The organism is Paenibacillus sp. BR1-192, from assembly GCF_029542445.1.
Lineage (GTDB): Bacteria > Bacillota > Bacilli > Paenibacillales > Paenibacillaceae > Paenibacillus_AQ > Paenibacillus_AQ lautus_A.
Window position 1 is genome coordinate 209,120 of sequence record NZ_CP120718.1, and the last position, 14,244, is coordinate 223,363.

Annotated in this window: 10 protein-coding genes; 6 read left to right on the top strand and 4 right to left on the bottom strand. The window is 55.3% G+C overall.

The annotated features are described in order from the left end of the window. Nucleotides 1-279 precede the first annotated feature (279 nt). Nucleotides 280-1,023 carry an SDR family oxidoreductase gene (locus P0X86_RS01000; RefSeq protein ID WP_277747525.1) on the top strand — a complete coding sequence of 248 codons (744 nt, stop codon included), beginning with the start codon at nt 280-282 and terminating at the stop codon, nt 1,021-1,023. A gap of 175 nt (nt 1,024-1,198) precedes the next feature. Here the strand turns inward: P0X86_RS01000 and P0X86_RS01005 are convergent, their stop codons facing one another. Further along, entirely contained in the window at nt 1,199-1,777 is a 579-nt protein-coding gene (locus P0X86_RS01005; protein WP_012818487.1) for an LOG family protein, read from the bottom strand. A gap of 215 nt (nt 1,778-1,992) precedes the next feature. On the opposite strand from P0X86_RS01005, the gene P0X86_RS01010 reads away from it, so the two are divergent. Continuing rightward, a complete protein-coding gene (locus tag P0X86_RS01010; RefSeq protein WP_192570056.1) occupies nt 1,993-2,310 on the top strand; it encodes a MazG nucleotide pyrophosphohydrolase domain-containing protein in 318 nt (105 codons plus the stop codon). 164 nt (nt 2,311-2,474) lie between these two features. Here the strand turns inward: P0X86_RS01010 and P0X86_RS01015 are convergent, their stop codons facing one another. From P0X86_RS01015 to P0X86_RS01025, 3 genes are all read right to left on the bottom strand, one after another. Beyond that, complete coding sequence (locus P0X86_RS01015) at nt 2,475-3,452, bottom strand: electron transfer flavoprotein subunit alpha/FixB family protein (protein WP_277747526.1); 978 nt, start codon at nt 3,450-3,452, stop codon at nt 2,475-2,477. A 272-nt stretch (nt 3,453-3,724) separates the two neighbouring features. After that, on the bottom strand, nt 3,725-4,492 hold the full coding sequence (locus tag P0X86_RS01020) for an electron transfer flavoprotein subunit beta/FixA family protein (protein ID WP_192570054.1): 768 nt from the start codon (nt 4,490-4,492) through the stop codon (nt 3,725-3,727). Nucleotides 4,493-4,530: 38 nt separating this feature from the next. Next, nucleotides 4,531-5,121 (bottom strand): fatty acid metabolism transcriptional regulator FadR, encoded by a 591-nt coding sequence (locus P0X86_RS01025; protein ID WP_009590197.1) that lies wholly within the window; start codon nt 5,119-5,121, stop codon nt 4,531-4,533. Nucleotides 5,122-5,604: 483 nt separating this feature from the next. Between P0X86_RS01025 and P0X86_RS01030 the strand changes: the two genes are divergently transcribed. The 4 genes from P0X86_RS01030 (at nt 5,605) to P0X86_RS01045 (ending at nt 14,236) form a co-directional block, all read left to right on the top strand. Continuing rightward, a complete protein-coding gene (locus P0X86_RS01030; RefSeq protein WP_277747527.1) occupies nt 5,605-7,785 on the top strand; it encodes a (Fe-S)-binding protein in 2,181 nt (726 codons plus the stop codon). Further along, nucleotides 7,782-10,223: a 3-hydroxyacyl-CoA dehydrogenase/enoyl-CoA hydratase family protein gene (locus P0X86_RS01035; protein WP_277747528.1), complete on the top strand. Its 2,442-nt coding sequence runs from the start codon at nt 7,782-7,784 to the stop codon at nt 10,221-10,223. Before P0X86_RS01030 ends, P0X86_RS01035 begins: the two co-directional genes overlap by 4 nt. Before the next feature lie 346 nt (nt 10,224-10,569). Further along, nucleotides 10,570-11,760, top strand: coding sequence for an acetyl-CoA C-acyltransferase (locus P0X86_RS01040; RefSeq protein WP_012818493.1), 1,191 nt, complete (start codon nt 10,570-10,572; stop codon nt 11,758-11,760). 685 nt (nt 11,761-12,445) lie between these two features. After that, the gene (locus tag P0X86_RS01045; protein WP_277747529.1) at nt 12,446-14,236 is read left to right on the top strand and encodes an acyl-CoA dehydrogenase family protein; all 1,791 of its coding nucleotides are present in this window, start codon (nt 12,446-12,448) and stop codon (nt 14,234-14,236) included. Nucleotides 14,237-14,244 lie beyond the last annotated feature (8 nt).

The following is a 14,244-nucleotide window of genomic DNA, read 5'->3' on the forward strand; positions in this document are numbered from 1 at the left end:
ACGGCCAACCGCCGTCATCAGAATGCGGCAGGGCACTTTGGGAGCTAGCATGAAGAGATCATTCCTTATGTAAAAAAGATGCTATTCTTGGCGATACTCGCATGGGATAGCGTCTTTTTTGTTTTGGTTCGTTTACGAATGACAAAATTATAAATCTGTCACTTGTAATTTGTTATTGGGCGACATATAATCAAATTACTAATAATAAGAAGTTGCAAATCAGAACATCGATCTGGGGCAATAATCGTGTATCTCAATTCATATGCGGGAGGTTTTATCATGACAAAGGGCTTATCGGGCAAGGTAGCAATCGTAACGGGAGCATCGAGAGGCATCGGGCGTGAAATTGCAGAGAGACTTGCGGAGAACGGAGCCAAGGTTGTCGTAAACTATGCAAGCAGTCCGGCTAAAGCCGAGGAAGTGGTGGGCCTCATTAAGCAGGGCGGCGGCGAAGCACGAGCCATTCAAGCCGATATTAGTCAGGTAGCGGAGGTCGAACGGCTGTTTCGTGAAACGATCGAAGCCTATGGCGGAATCGATATCCTCGTGAACAATGCCGGCATCATGACCACCAAGCCGATTGCGGCCATGACGGAGGAGGATTTCGATCAGCAGTTTGCGATTAACGTGAAGGGGACTTATTTTGCGATCCAGCAGGCTTTTCACCATATGAATTCGGGCGGTCGCATTATCAATTTCTCGACGTCGGTCGCTGGGCAGATGTTCCCGACTTACAGCGTGTATGCAGGGACGAAGGGAGCTGTGGAGCAGTTTACGCGTCAGCTGGCCAAGGAATTCGGGCCCAAAGGGATCACGATTAACGCAGTGGCGCCCGGGCCGGTTAATACGGAGCTATTTACCGTTGGCAAATCGGGGGAACAGATTGCGGGGATTGTCAAAATGAATGCCTTCGGACGTCTGGGGGAACCGGATGATATTGCAGGTGTCGTGCTGTTCCTGGCCAGCGAAGAGTCGAAATGGATCACGGGTCAAACGCTGCGGGTGAACGGCGGGTTTGTATAATATCGCCTCTATCTCTATGGGAAAAAATAAAAATGCACCGGGATTCCGGTGCATTTTTGAAATGCGGCAGGCCACGCCGATGCGTCATAATGCCTGCAACATATTCTTGTACCCAAGGATTTTTCTTTAGAGAGCGCTATTTCCCTCAAGCCCCTCAAGCCCCTTCAAGGCACCCTTAATCCAGGTCCTTCCACTTCAGGTCCAGCGTCGGAGGCGTGTAGCTGTCCATGAGCTCTAACAGCTTGAGCGGATCATCGGACATGTTGATCAGGTTCAAGTGAGAGGAGTTGGAGAAGCCCTCGGTAATGCTGTACTGAATCAGCTTCATGAACGGTTCGAAATAATCGCGGATACTGAGCAGCCCGATCGGCTTCTGATGAATGCCGATTTGCGACCAGCACAGCACCTCGAACAATTCCTCATAGGTTCCAAAACCGCCCGGCATGGCGATAAACCCGTCGGCCAGCTTGCCCATCGTCGCTTTGCGTTCATGCATGTCGGCTACTTCAATGAGCTGGGTCAGCTCGGTATGTACGATTTCCCCCTTGAACAGCCCTCTCGGCATGACCCCGATCACTTCGCCGCCATTTTGCAATACGGCGTTGGCTACTTCACCCATCAATCCGATGTTGGAGCCGCCGTACACTAATTTGTATTGGTTGTGGGCAATATGCCTGCCAAGTTCGGCCGCTTTTGCTTTATAGTCCGGATGCTCGCCCATGTTCGATCCTGCAAATACGCATATGGATTTCAATTTGTACACTCCTTACCCAGATGTTGATATTTCATTCGAGTAATTATACTATATATAGTGATTTATGTCATGGAATGCTCGGCATATCCTTTCGGCGCCGACATGGCACCTTTTTATTTTATGGCATGCATGTTCGTTTTATCATGGATTTAATCTCGGATTGTGTAAAAAGAAGGATGCAGTCATCCCAAGAAATCGCGGAGGTAACACACGTCATGGATATGAACGAAGCGCAGCAATGGATTAAACAGTTCTACGGTGAAAGAGGCTGGGCCGGGTACGGTCCCTTTATCCGGGTTGGATTTTTGATGGAGGAAGCAGGGGAAACGGCGCGCGCCGTACGCGCTTATGAGATCGGCAGGGACCGCCCCGATGAGGAGGTTCAGTCGAGGGAACGGCTCAAGCAGGATCTGGTCGAGGAGATCGGCGACGTGCTTGGCAACATTTCGCTGCTGGCGGATCTCTATGATATTTCGCTGGAAGAAGCGTTTACGGCCCATCAGCAGAAGCTGTTGAAACGGTTTGGTTCTTAAAGGGGACAGGCTAGTGCCTGTTCCCATTCAGTTGTGGTAGTCCTTCGGAATGCTTCATAGGCGAAGGATGCTGCAGGCGCAAAACTTATGAGTAAAAGGCTGCTCCAGGTTCCCAGACCTTTTGGAGCAGCCTTTTTTTGAATATGATAAATCGTTATGAAATCCTAGGATACCAACACCTTCCGGAATTCCTGCGTCAGCAGCGGGACGAGATCGAACAGATCGCCGACGATGCCGTAATCGGCAACTTTAAAGATGGGCGCCTCCGGGTCCTTATTGATGGCAATGATGACCCGGGATTGGCTCATACCCGCCAAATGCTGGATCGCGCCGCTGATGCCGCAGGCAATATAGATCTCGGGCGTGACGACTTTGCCGGTCTGCCCGATCTGGAGCGCGTAATCGCAGTAGCCGGCATCGCAGGCGCCGCGCGATGCGCCGACCGCCCCGCCGAGCAGGTCGGCGAGCTCCTCCAGCGGCTTAAAGCCGTCCGCGCTCTTCACGCCGCGCCCGCCGGAGATGACGATTTTGGCTTCCGATAGGTCGATTTTTCCCGTGGTTTTGCGGACAACGTCCTTTATCACGGAGCGGAGGGAAGGAGCCGGGTAAGCGATGTCCTCAATGCCGGCGCTGGCGCCTTCGATGGTTTCCGCGGCGGGAATATTGTTCGGTCGAACCGTGACCACCCACGGTCCGTTCTGAAAGACGCGTTTCTCAAAGGCTTTACCCGCATAGAGCGGACGCGTGAATACCGCTTCTCCGCCTTCGTTGTCAATGGCGGTGACGTCGGAAATCTGTCCGGCATTCAAGGAAGCGGCCACCAGCGGTGCCAAGTCGCGGCCGATGGCCGTATGTCCGAAGAGGACGGCATCGGGCTGTGCCTGACGGATTACCGCTTCGATGGCGGCCATATAAGCTTCGGGATTATAGCTCTCCAGATCCTCATGCTCGACGGTATAGATGGTATCGGCACCATAGCCGTTCAGGGCCGATACGGCCTCCGTAATGTTGGAGCCCGCAACCAGAATACGGATGCTGTCGCCATCTTCCGCAATTAAACGGGCAGCGCCAAGCGTCTCGAGAGCAACCTGACGCAGCTTCCCATCCCGGTTCTCGGCATACACTAATATCGTTTTGCTCATATCATAACCTCCTAAGATCCATTTGGGCTTGAAAGTAAAGAGAGTTATACGATGTCGGCCAGCCTGAGCGTCCAAAGCGAATTCGGGTCATTCCTACAATCGCTGCTGCCCCGATTTCCAAGACGCATTAAGCGAAAAGCGTGCATGACGGACATCCCGTAAACCATACAATCAGAATACATAAGGCACGATGGCAGGGGCGCTGCCGCTGTCATGTAACCGCATTCAACAATGAGAATCGAAGGAATTCACAGGTTCAATTTGTCCTTTTATTAAATCACTTTCGACTGCGTCCGCAGCAAGGATACCAGCTCATGCGCCACTTCGGCAGGCTCCCCCTTCAGAATACGCCCGGCGCTTCGCTCCGGCGGCAAGGACAACTCGCTTTGCTTCGTTGCCGGCTGAATATCGGGTTCGGATAACCCGAGATCATCCAGGCTCAGCGTCTGAAAAGGCTTCTTCTTGGCCTTCATGATGCCCGGCAGCGACGGATAACGGGGTTCGTTCAATCCCTGCTGTGCGGTGAAGATGGCCGGCAGCTGGACTTCAAGCACTTCCAGATCGCCTTCCGCATCCCGGTGCACTTCAGCGGTGGTCCCGTTCAGCGTAAGCTTGGTAATGGAGCCGGTGTGCGAAATGCCGAGAAGCTGTGCCAGGCGGATGGCCACTTGGCCCGAGCCGCGGTCCACGGAGAAGTTGCCGCCGAGGATCAGATCCGGGCTTTCCTTCGACAAATACGCATGCAGCACCTTCGATACCGCATATTCATCGTCCGGAATCCGTTCGTCGGAGATCAGCACCGCATCGTCCGCCCCCATCGCAAGGGCGGTCCGGAGGGCTTCTGCCGTACGGTCGGGTCCGACGGACAGGAGCGTCACGCTGCCGCCGTGGTCATCCCGAAGCTTCACGGCTTCCTCTACCGCATATTCGTCATACGGATTGATGACGAATTTCACCCCATCCTCGGCAATCGATCCGTTCTCAATCGTGATTTTTTCCTCCGTGTCAAAGGTCTGTTTAAGCAATACGACAATCTTCATCGGTTAAACTCTCCCTTCAATATGAATATCAGCAGGACTTATTGTCCGCCGGAAACACCGCTCAGAAAAAAGCTTAGCGTCTCATCCGCTTGATCGGACAACGAATATTTACGGCCGGAGATCAGCCAAGAGGTTACCGCTTCGTCCATCGCGCCAAAAATCAGGTTGCGGACCAGCTTGACGTTCAGATCGGAACGGAATTTCTGTTCTTGGATGCCCTGTTCCAGGATATTCTCGATCAGTACGATATATGGCTTGAGCGCGCTGCCGATTTCCTTGCGCAGCTCCAAATCGCTCTGCCGCAGCTCAATCTGCGTGACATATGCAAGTTCGGGATTGCTCTCCAGCTCCGAGAAATGGATGCTGCACACCGTCCGTAGCGCTTCCACGGCGTCCGTGGTTCCTTCCACGCTTTCGTGGAATTTGCCGACCAGCTCCCCAAGCTTTTCTTGGAACAGGCGGATCAGGATATCCTCCTTCCTCTTAAAGTACAGATAGATGGTGCCGTCGGCCACGCCGGCAGCCTTGGCGATCTTGGATACCTGGGACCGGTGATAGCCGTTTTCGGCAAAAACTTTCAGGGCGCCCTGGAGGATCAGGTGGTATTTTTCATTTTTTTTACTTGTCATATGCTCACCCCGGTGTTAGAATACAGTTAAAATTATGAATGAATACTCATTCATTTCTTGTATCCATCATAAAATACGTTCATGTCATTGTCAACGATGGGTTATCGATGACGCGTAAAATGAATGAAGCAGACCTGGAAGAGCAGCAGAATAAGGCGTTCATATCAGAGCAATAGACGGCAGTTTAACCGGAAGAAACGAATAGCTGGGTATCCGAAAGGCAAGTACACAAATAGGATGTAGCGTTGTACAGATGAAGAGATGCAGCTAGCAGTCATGATGTTCGGTTTAGAGTGGTCGGCACGGCACGATGTGGAGGTCTTATTTTTGTCTCTATAATGAAAGCGCTTCATATATTGTCCCAATCTTGACACAATGACGAGCCGGTTTTGGAAGGAGTGACAGGAGCTGTAGAATTGGACGCTGCAGAGACGAAATGAAGGGTGTGGAAGAAGGATCTTTTAACGCAAGGGGCTGAGAGGGATGATTCCAACATTAATCAACGCGCTGCTCTTTGTCTTGATCACGGGCTGGGCAGTGTACATGTTCGCCACCGTGGTGTATCGCCGTTACCTGTATATCCGTTTGGGCAAGCCGGCGAATCTGAAGAAGGATCTGAAGGAGCGCCTGAGCCAGTTCGCCATCCAGGTGTTCGGACAGAGCAAGCTGTTTAAGGACCGCAAGAGCGGCATCATGCACTTTATCGTGTTTTACGGATTTATCATTTTGCAGTTCGGGGCGCTCGATATCATCTGGAAAGGGCTGTCGGGTCACAGCTTGCCGATTCCGGGCCATGCGGGCTTCATCCTCATGCAGGAGATTACGGTTGCGCTGATTCTGCTGGCCATCGGTTATGCGGCATATCGCCGCTATGGCGAGAAGCTGAAACGGCTCAAGCGAGGCTGGAAGCCAAGCATTGTCGTGTTTTTCATCACCACGCTGATGGCTTCGGTGCTGCTGACGATGGCCTTTGAACGGCTCATGGAAGATCTGGCGTGGTCGGCCATGGCACCGATCTCCTCGAGTATCGCGGCCGCGTTTGCCTGGATGCCGCCGGTGGCTGTAACGGTGTGTTATTACGTATTCTGGTGGCTTCACCTGTTGATTCTGCTGTCTTTCCTTATTTATGTGCCGCAATCGAAGCATTTTCACCTCATTACGGCGCCGATCAACATTCTGGTTCGTCGCACGGATCCCCCGGGCAAGCTCAGCAAGCTTGACTTGGAGGATGAAGAAGCCGAGGAGTTCGGGGTAGGCAAAATCGAGGACTTCACGCAGAAGCAGATGCTGGATTTATATGCCTGCGTTGAATGCGGACGATGCACCAACGTGTGCCCGGCCTCGAACACGGGCAAGCTGCTGTCGCCGATGCACATGATCGTGAAGCTGAGGGATCATCTCACGGAAAAAGGTGCTGCGCTCACCTCCAAATCGGCTTGGATGCCTGCCTCCGTGTTTGGGTCGCCGGGCGTCCACTCCATGGGCGCAACGGATTTGGCGCTTGTCGGCTGGAAGGGCGAGGGCATCACCGACATCGGACCGACGATGGATGTGCAGAAGCGTTCCTGGCACCAAGTCGAGGGCGTAGACCCGAAGGATATTCAATTGATCGGCGGCGTCATGACCGAGGAAGAGATTTGGGCGTGCACGACCTGCCGCAACTGCGAGGATCAGTGTCCGGTCGCAAATGAGCATGTCGACAAAATCGTGGATCTCCGGCGACATCTCGTTCTGATGGAGGGCAGCGTGCCGCAGGAAGGCCAGCGAGCCATGCAAAACATCGAACGACAAGGCAACCCTTGGGGAATCAGCCGCGCGGACCGGAGCAAGTGGGTGAAGGAGGTTGACCCGGAAGGGACATTGGATCTGAAGATCCCGACCGTGAAGGAAAATCCGGACTTCGACATTCTGTTCTTTGTCGGTTCCATGGGTTCCTACGACAATCGCAGCCGCAAGATCACCCGGGCCTTCGTCCGGCTCATGAATGAAGCGGGCGTCAACTTCGCCATTCTCGGCAACGAGGAGAAGAACTCGGGCGACACTCCGCGCCGGATGGGCAATGAATTTCTGTTCCAGCAGCTGTGCATGGAGAACATCGAGACGTTTCAGAAATACGATGTGAAACGAATCGTCACGGCTTGCCCGCATACCTTCAATATTTTCAAGAACGAATATCCGGAATTTGGACTGGAGGCTGAGGTCGTCCACCATACGGAGCTGCTGGATCAACTGGTGAAGGAAGGGCGTCTTAAGCCCAAGTATCAGGTTCAGGAGAAAATCACCTATCATGACTCCTGCTACCTGGGACGGTATAACGACGTATACGATCAGCCGCGCAGCGTACTTCGCGCCATTCCCGGCGTCGAGCTGCTGGAGATGGAGCGGAATCGCGAGAACGGGATGTGCTGCGGCGCCGGCGGCGGTCAGATGTGGATGGAGGAGGACGCAGGCAAGCGCGTGAATCTGGCGCGTACCGAGCAGGCGCTAGCCGTATCTCCGACGATGATCAGCTCCGCCTGTCCGTTCTGCCTGACGATGCTGGAGGACGGCACGAAGCTGAAGGAAGTGGAAGAAAGCGTGAAAACGCGAGATATTGCGGAAATTCTGGAGTTATCCGTATTCGGTCTATCCGAAATCCATGAACAGGAGGTCGTTGTGCAATGAGTAATACCATTACCAAAGAAGCCGTCAGCGGTTCCGGGGTCGCAAGTCGAAACATCACTAAAGCCGCCGTGATCGGCTCAGGCGTCATGGGATCGGGGATCGCCGCCCATCTTGCCAACGCAGGCATTCCCTGCCTGCTGCTCGACATCGTTCCGAATTCTTTGACCGCCGAGGAGGAGAAGGCCGGCCTGACGCTGGATCATCCGAAGGTACGAAACAGGCTTGCCGCCAAAGCGATTGCGGCTCTGCCTAAATCAAGCACCGCTCCGCTCTACAGCGCTGATTTTGCGGGCCTGATCACGCCGGGAAACACCGAGGACCATCTAAGCCTGCTGAAGGATGTGGACTGGATCATCGAGGTGGTTACGGAACGCCTGGAAATCAAAAAGAGCATTTTCAAGCAGATTGAAGGCGTGCGTAAGGAAGGATCGATCGTCAGCACGAACACCTCGGGCATTTCCGTCAATGCGATGGTCGAAGACTGCAGCGAGGAATTCCGCAGCCACTTCCTGGGGACGCATTTCTTCAATCCGCCGCGTCATATGAAGCTGCTGGAGATTATTCCGGGCTTTGATACCGATCCGGACATTACGAAGTTCATGGTTGAATTTTGCACGAAGCGCCTTGGGAAAGGGGTTGTGCTTGCGAAGGACACGCCGAATTTCATCTCGAACCGGATCGGCACCTACGGACTTCTGGTCACGCTGCAGGAGATGGTGAAAAACAGCTATACCGTGGAGGAAGTAGATACGGCCACGGGTCCCGTTCTGGGACGTCCAAAGAGCGCCACCTTCCGCACGCTGGATCTGGTAGGAATCGATACGTTTGTCCATGTGGCCAGAAACGTGTACGACTCCGTACCGGACGGCGAGGAGAAAGACGTGTTCACGGTGCCTGACGTCATGAATGAGCTTGTCGCTCGCGGCTGGACCGGGGAAAAGGGCGGCCAGGGCTTCTATAAAAAAGTAAAAGGCGATCAAGGCAGCAAAATCCTATCGCTCAATCTGTCCACGATGGAGTACAATCCGAGCGCCAAAGTGAGCTCCGCTTCCATCGAAGCCGCCAAAGCGGTAAAGGGAGCCAAGCGGAAGATCAAGGCTTTCCTGGGAACGCAGGATCGTTACTCGGAGCTGGCCTGGAATGTATTGAAGCAAGTGCTCGTCTATGCGGCCGGCAAGCTGGGAGAGATCGCCGATTCCATCCAGGACATCGACAACGCGATGAAATGGGGCTTCAACTGGGAGCTCGGTCCCTTCGAGACCTGGGATCTGATCGGACTGCCGGAATCCGTGCAGCGCATGGAAGCAGAGGGCGTGACCGTCCCGGCGTGGGTGAAGGAGTGGGTTGCCGCAGGCAACAAGTCCTTCTATCAAGAGAAGGACGGCGAGGTGTTCCATTATTTCAAAGGCGAGTATAAAGGCGTTGAGGTTCAGCCTGAGCTGATCTCGCTGCAAGCGCTCAAATCGCAAAACCGGATCATCCGCTCAAATACGGGGGCGAATCTGATTGATATTGGGGATGGCGTTGCGTGCCTTGAATTCACTTCGCCGAACAACGCGATCGGCGCCGATATTCTGGTCATGATTCAGCAGAGCGTGGAAGAGGTCAGGGCCAATTACCGCGGACTGGTGCTGGCGAACGAAGGCCGGAACTTCTGCGTCGGCGCCAACCTGATGCTCATGCTGATGGAAGCGCAGAGCGGCGACTGGGATGAGGTGGATGACATCATCCGTCTGTTCCAGGGCAGCATGATGAAGCTGAAGGGGCTGGAGAAGCCGGTTGTGGCCGCGCCTCACCGGATGACGCTGGGCGGCGGCGTGGAGGCGTGTCTGCCGGCGGACCGGATCATCTTCTCGGCGGAGACCTATTTCGGCCTGGTGGAGACGGGGGTCGGTCTGATACCGGCAGGCGGCGGCTGCAAAGAGCTGGCGCTGATGACCAGCAACCGCCATCCCGACAAGGACAGCGACCTCCAGCCGGAGATCAACAAAATCTTCGAGATGGTGGCGATGGCCAAGGCATCGACCAGCGGACATGAAGCCATCCGCATGGGGTATGGACGCAGCGGGGATACGGTGGTCATGAATCAGGATTACCGGATCCATGAAGCGAAGCAGGCCGTGTTAGCGATGGACCGGGCGGGTTATGTCCCGCCGCAGCCGGGCAAAGCCCGCGTTGTCGGCCGCGATGGCCGGGCCGTGCTCCAAATGGGCGCGATCGACATGAAGCGAAGCGGCTATATCAGCGATCACGATCTGTTGATCGCGAAGAAGCTGGCGCATATCCTGACGGGCGGCGACGTCCCTGCGGGAACGGTCGTGAGCGAGCAGCATCTGCTCGACCTGGAGCGAGAAGCGTTCCTCAGCCTGCTCGGGGAGGCCAAGACCCAGCAGCGCATGCAGCATATGCTGGCAAAAGGCAAGCCGCTGCGGAATTAAGGCGATTCAGCTTGGACTGTACTTCCTTGGCAATTTTGAGCGTCTTGCCTTCCGGTCTCTCCTTGCCTGCGGCATCTTGAAAAGCAATCAGGACATGACGAACGATAATGTTGGTATAGTCCTTAAAGCTTCACAGCTAACAGATCAGCTATCGTCCGCAACGTGCGATTTGCCAAATCAAACGTGCATACGGTACATGCGGCAAACTGTCCGCACTGCTGGATGTTTGGGTGATGGCGGCTCTTTAATCAGTTCCACCCGTTACGTACTCATTTCAAGGCCGATGAAAGGCCAGCAATCATATCGGTATTGGATCCAACCATTTCTAGTTGATGAGGTGAATGGCATGAGAGAAGCAGTCATAGTATCCCTTGCTCGCACCCCGGTGGGGAAGGCGAAGAAGGGCAGTTTTGCCCAGACGCGCGTAGAGGATCTCGGCAAAGCCGTACTGGAAGCCGTCATTGAGCGTGCGCCGGGCCTGAAAAAGGAGGACGTCGAGGACATTATCCTCGGCTGCGCGATGCCAGAAGGCGAGCAGGGCCTTAACGTTGCGCGGATTATTTCCTTGTATGCGGGTTATCCGGTCACGGTGCCGGCCTTGACCGTCAATCGCTTCTGTTCGTCCGGACTTCAGGCGATCGCTTTTGCTGCGGAACGCATTATGCTCGGCCATGCCGAGGTCATCGTCGCCGGCGGCGTCGAGAGCATGAGCCATGTGCCGATGACCGGCTTCAAGCCGGCACCGCATCCGACGATCGTCGAAGAGATGTCGGAGGTTTACATCGGCATGGGCCATACGGCGGAGGAGGTAGCACGCCGCTTCGGCATCACCCGCGAGGCGCAGGATGCCTTCGCGGCCAGCAGCCATCGCAAGGCCGCAGCCGCTATCTCCGAAGGCAAGTTCCGGGACGAGATCGTACCGGTGAACGTAACGCTGGCTGCTGCCGATGAGCAGGGCAAAGTGCGCAGCAAAACCTTAGCCATCGATACGGATGAAGGAGTTCGGCCGGACACAACACCGGATGTGCTGGCCAGACTGAAGCCGGCCTTTGCCCTCGGCGGCTCGGTTACCGCGGGCAACGCGTCGCAGACGAGCGACGGCGCGGCGGCGGTAGCCGTCATGAGCCGCGAGAAAGCCGAGGAGCTGGGCCTTACCCCGCTGGCTACCTTCAAATCGTTTGCTCTGGCCGGCGTGGAGCCGGAGATTATGGGCGTCGGCCCCGTCGAAGCGATCCCGAAGGCGCTGCGCATGGCGGGCATCGAGCTGGATCAGGTGGATGTGTTCGAGATTAACGAAGCGTTCGCTTCGCAATGCCTCCACATCATCCGCGCGCTGGGGATTGACGAGAGCAAGGTCAACGTCAACGGCGGCGCCATTGCACTCGGCCATCCGCTCGGCTGCACCGGCGCCAAGCTGACCGTCAGCCTCGTCTCCGAGCTCGCCCGCCGCGGCGGCGGCTACGGCGTCGTGAGCATGTGCATCGGTGGCGGAATGGGCGCAGCGGGAGTGTTCGAGGTGCACGCCGCTGGGGCGTAATTGCCTCTTCCGAAGGAGTCGTAACTCGTTCGTTATTGAAATAAAAACCAATCCTGTCAGTTGTCAGGCCCAGGGAAGCAGCCTCCTTCTTGACTGGGGGAGAGCTGGAACAAGTCCCAAGGAGGGAAATGTGGCCAGCCAAGATCACCAGGGTCGACGACCAATCCAAGCATGCCCCGGACCACGCATCGTGCGCACGGGGAGCAGTGCGCACGATGTACCCGTGTCCGCTCCGTACACGACCGGACACGGCACCACTCACTCCAACCACAGGTGTAGTGCAATGATAATGGGGAGCAGTGCGCACGATGTACCTGTGTCCGTTCCGTACCCGGACCGGACACCGCACCACTCACTCCAACCACAGGGGAGTGCATGGATAGCCGGTCGCAGGCGTTTGAACTTAGGGGATTAACAAGTTTGCGCCAACCCAGCGGAGAGGGCGGAGTTGTACTGGAGAAGCGGGAGCGGTCGCCTTTGAGTTTGGATTTCTACTATGGATCAATTCATTCCCGGAAATCCAAACTCAACAGCGATCGGAAGTACAATCCGCACGCGGAGCGCCAATATTGCGCCGCAGTAACACATACACCATCTATGATCAACCAGCAAGTTCGCAACCTAGTAACACCAAGGCCACCATTGCACTCCACCTTATTCCACATTCCGAAAGGGGAAACCAATCATGAGCGATAACCAAACCAAAGAACCGAAAATCAAAGGCGGCAGCTTTGTCATCGACAATCCGGACGTGCAGCGGATCCTGACACCGGAGGATTTTACGGAAGAGCATCGCATGATCGGCGAGACGGTGCGCGATTTTATCGACGGCGAAGTGGTGCCGCACGATGAAGAGCTGGAGAAGCTGAATTACGAGATGACGGTAGACCTGCTTCGCAAAGCAGGCGAGCTGGGCCTGCTCGGAGCCGATGTGCCGGAGCCGTTCGGCGGAATCGGATTGGATAAAGTCAGCTCCACGATTATTAACGAAAACTTGGCGAAGGGATCGTCTTTTGCGCTTTCCTTCGGGGCTCATGTGGGCATCGGTACGCTGCCGATCGTGTTCTTCGGCACGACCGAGCAGAAACAGAAGTACCTGCCGGATCTTTCGACCGGCGCGAAAATCGCGGCTTATTGCTTGACGGAGCCGACCTCCGGCTCGGATGCGCTGGGCGCCAAAACGACGGCACGCCTGTCCGACGACGGGGAGTATTATATTTTGAACGGATCGAAGCTATATATAACTAACGCTGGATTTGCGGATATCTTTATCGTCTACGCCAAGATTGACGGAGAGCACTTCACCGCGTTCATCGTTGAGAAGGAGATGGAGGGCTTCACGCTCGGGCCGGAGGAGAAGAAGATGGGCATCAAGGGCTCGTCGACGCGTCCGCTCTTCTTCGAAGACGTGAAGGTACCGAAGGAGAACCTGCTCGGCGAGATCGGCAAGGGTCACCGGATCGCCTTCAACATCCTGAACATCGGCAGGTACAAATTGGCAGCCGGCACCGTCGGTGCAGCGAAGGAATCGATCGAGCTGAGCGCGAAATATGCTAACACCCGCAAACAGTTCGATACGCCGATCTCGCAGTTCCCGCTCATGCGCAAAAAGCTCGCCGACATGAACATCACCGCTTTCGTGATGGAGAGCATGGTGTACCGTACGGCAGGACTGCTGGACGAAGCGATGCAGGACATCGATTACAACAGCGAAGATGCAGGCATCCACTCGGCGGCCGCGATCTCCGACTATGCCATCGAATGCTCGATCAACAAGGTGTTCTGTTCCGAAGGACTGGATAACGTGGCAGACGAGGCGGTGCAGATTCACGGGGGCTATGGGTACATCCAAGAGTATAAAGTGGAACGCATCTATCGGGACTCCCGCATCAACCGCATCTTCGAAGGCACGAACGAGATCAACCGGCTCCTCATTCCGGGCACGCTCGTGAAGAAGGCAATGAAAGGCGAAATCGCGCTCCTGCAAAAAGCGCAAGGCCTGCAAGGGGAGCTGCTCCAGCTGGTACCGGGCCAAACCTTTGAAGGAACGCTGGAACAGGAGGCGCATTTCCTGGACATGAGTAAGAAGATTTTCCTCCTTGCCGGTGGTCTGGCCGTTCAGAAGTTCGGCACGAAGCTGGAGAAGGAGCAGGAGGCCTTGTCCAACCTGGCGGATATGATGATTGATATTTATGCCCTGGAGAGTGCGCTGCTGCGTACCCGCAAGCAAATCGAACGCACCTCCGAGGAAAAAGCAGCCAGCATGATCGAGATGACGCAGGTGTTTGCTTACGAGGCGTTCCAGCGCATTGAAGCGCTCGCCAAAGAAACGCTGGCTTCGGTGGAAACCGGCGACATGCTGCGGATGCAGCTGTCGGTGCTTAAGAAGCTGACGCGCTGCACGCCGGTCGATACGGTGGCCCTCAAGCGCAGCATCGCAGCCCGCGTGGTCAAGAACGAGCGGTACACGGTGTAATACGCGTC

Bases quoted from the DNA above. Each gene is read 5' to 3' on its own strand.
- P0X86_RS01025 (WP_009590197.1), bottom strand. From the start codon at position 5,121: ATGACAAGTAAAAAAAATGAAAAATACCACCTGATCCTCCAGGGCGCC.
- P0X86_RS01035 (WP_277747528.1), top strand. From the start codon at position 7,782: ATGAGTAATACCATTACCAAAGAAGCCGTCAGCGGTTCCGGGGTCGCA.
- P0X86_RS01000 (WP_277747525.1), top strand. From the start codon at position 280: ATGACAAAGGGCTTATCGGGCAAGGTAGCAATCGTAACGGGAGCATCG.
- P0X86_RS01015 (WP_277747526.1), bottom strand. From the start codon at position 3,452: ATGAGCAAAACGATATTAGTGTATGCCGAGAACCGGGATGGGAAGCTG.
- P0X86_RS01040 (WP_012818493.1), top strand. From the start codon at position 10,570: ATGAGAGAAGCAGTCATAGTATCCCTTGCTCGCACCCCGGTGGGGAAG.
- P0X86_RS01020 (WP_192570054.1), bottom strand. From the start codon at position 4,492: ATGAAGATTGTCGTATTGCTTAAACAGACCTTTGACACGGAGGAAAAA.
- P0X86_RS01030 (WP_277747527.1), top strand. From the start codon at position 5,605: ATGATTCCAACATTAATCAACGCGCTGCTCTTTGTCTTGATCACGGGC.
- P0X86_RS01045 (WP_277747529.1), top strand. From the start codon at position 12,446: ATGAGCGATAACCAAACCAAAGAACCGAAAATCAAAGGCGGCAGCTTT.
- P0X86_RS01010 (WP_192570056.1), top strand. From the start codon at position 1,993: ATGGATATGAACGAAGCGCAGCAATGGATTAAACAGTTCTACGGTGAA.